The 1,667-nt window shown below is 63.3% G+C and carries 1 protein-coding gene; it reads left to right on the top strand.

The window, feature by feature from the left end:
- The coding region (locus MOY_RS16385) for a beta strand repeat-containing protein (protein WP_009102125.1) at window positions 1-1,667 on the top strand (1,667 nt) is incomplete at both ends.

Here is a 1,667-nt window from a genome sequence, read left to right as displayed (position 1 = left end):
GACAACGTCACCTTCAGTGGCCGCGTTGAAACCAACGGCACGATCAACAGCATCGTGATCACCGACGCCCAGGGTGGCAGCATCACCGTTGACGCCGCGGACATCACCGTGGACGGCAACGACGTCACGGTGGCGGGCCAAGACCTGAGCAGCCTGGCCGACGGCGAGCTGACCGTGACCATGACGGTGACCGACGAAGCCGGTAACCAAGGCAGCGTTGACGACACCGCGATCCTCGACACCGTCGCCCCCGGCGATGGCACTGGCGAGAACAACAACATCGCCTTCGACGCCGCCGATGGCCTGATCAACGACGGTGAAAAAGACAACGTCACCTTCAGTGGCCGCGTTGAAACCAACGGCACGATCAACAGCATCGTGATCACCGACGCCCAGGGTGGCAGCATCACCGTTGACGCCGCGGACATCACCGTGGACGGCAACGACGTCACGGTGGCGGGCCAAGACCTGAGCAGCCTGGCCGACGGCGAGCTGACCGTGACCATGACGGTGACCGACGAAGCCGGTAACCAAGGCAGCGTTGACGACACCGCGATCCTCGACACCGTCGCCCCCGGCGATGGCACTGGCGAGAACAACAACATCGCCTTCGACGCCGCCGATGGCCTGATCAACGACGGTGAAAAAGACAACGTCACCTTCAGTGGCCGCGTTGAAACCAACGGCACGATCAACAGCATCGTGATCACCGACGCCCAGGGTGGCAGCATCACCGTTGACGCCGCGGACATCACCGTGGACGGCAACGACGTCACGGTGGCGGGCCAAGACCTGAGCAGCCTGGCCGACGGCGAGCTGACCGTGACCATGACGGTGACCGACGAAGCCGGTAACCAAGGCAGCGTTGACGACACCGCGATCCTCGACACCGTCGCCCCCGGCGATGGCACTGGCGAGAACAACAACATCGCCTTCGACGCCGCCGATGGCCTGATCAACGACGGTGAAAAAGACAACGTCACCTTCAGTGGCCGCGTTGAAACCAACGGCACGATCAACAGCATCGTGATCACCGACGCCCAGGGTGGCAGCATCACCGTTGACGCCGCGGACATCACCGTGGACGGCAACGACGTCACGGTGGCGGGCCAAGACCTGAGCAGCCTGGCCGACGGCGAGCTGACCGTGACCATGACGGTGACCGACGAAGCCGGTAACCAAGGCAGCGTTGACGACACCGCGATCCTCGACACCGTCGCCCCCGGCGATGGCACTGGCGAGAACAACAACATCGCCTTCGACGCCGCCGATGGCCTGATCAACGACGGTGAAAAAGACAACGTCACCTTCAGTGGCCGCGTTGAAACCAACGGCACGATCAACAGCATCGTGATCACCGACGCCCAGGGTGGCAGCATCACCGTTGACGCCGCGGACATCACCGTGGACGGCAACGACGTCACGGTGGCGGGCCAAGACCTGAGCAGCCTGGCCGACGGCGAGCTGACCGTGACCATGACGGTGACCGACGAAGCCGGTAACCAAGGCAGCGTTGACGACACCGCGATCCTCGACACCGTCGCCCCCGGCGATGGCACTGGCGAGAACAACAACATCGCCTTCGACGCCGCCGATGGCCTGATCAACGACGGTGAAAAAGACAACGTCACCTTCAGTGGCCGCGTTGAAACAAACGGCACGATCAA

Source organism: Halomonas sp. GFAJ-1 (assembly GCF_000236625.2).
In the GTDB taxonomy this organism is placed as follows: domain Bacteria; phylum Pseudomonadota; class Gammaproteobacteria; order Pseudomonadales; family Halomonadaceae; genus Vreelandella.
Note: the sequence above shows the minus strand (reverse complement) of the source record. Positions and strands in the feature narration are given on the sequence as shown.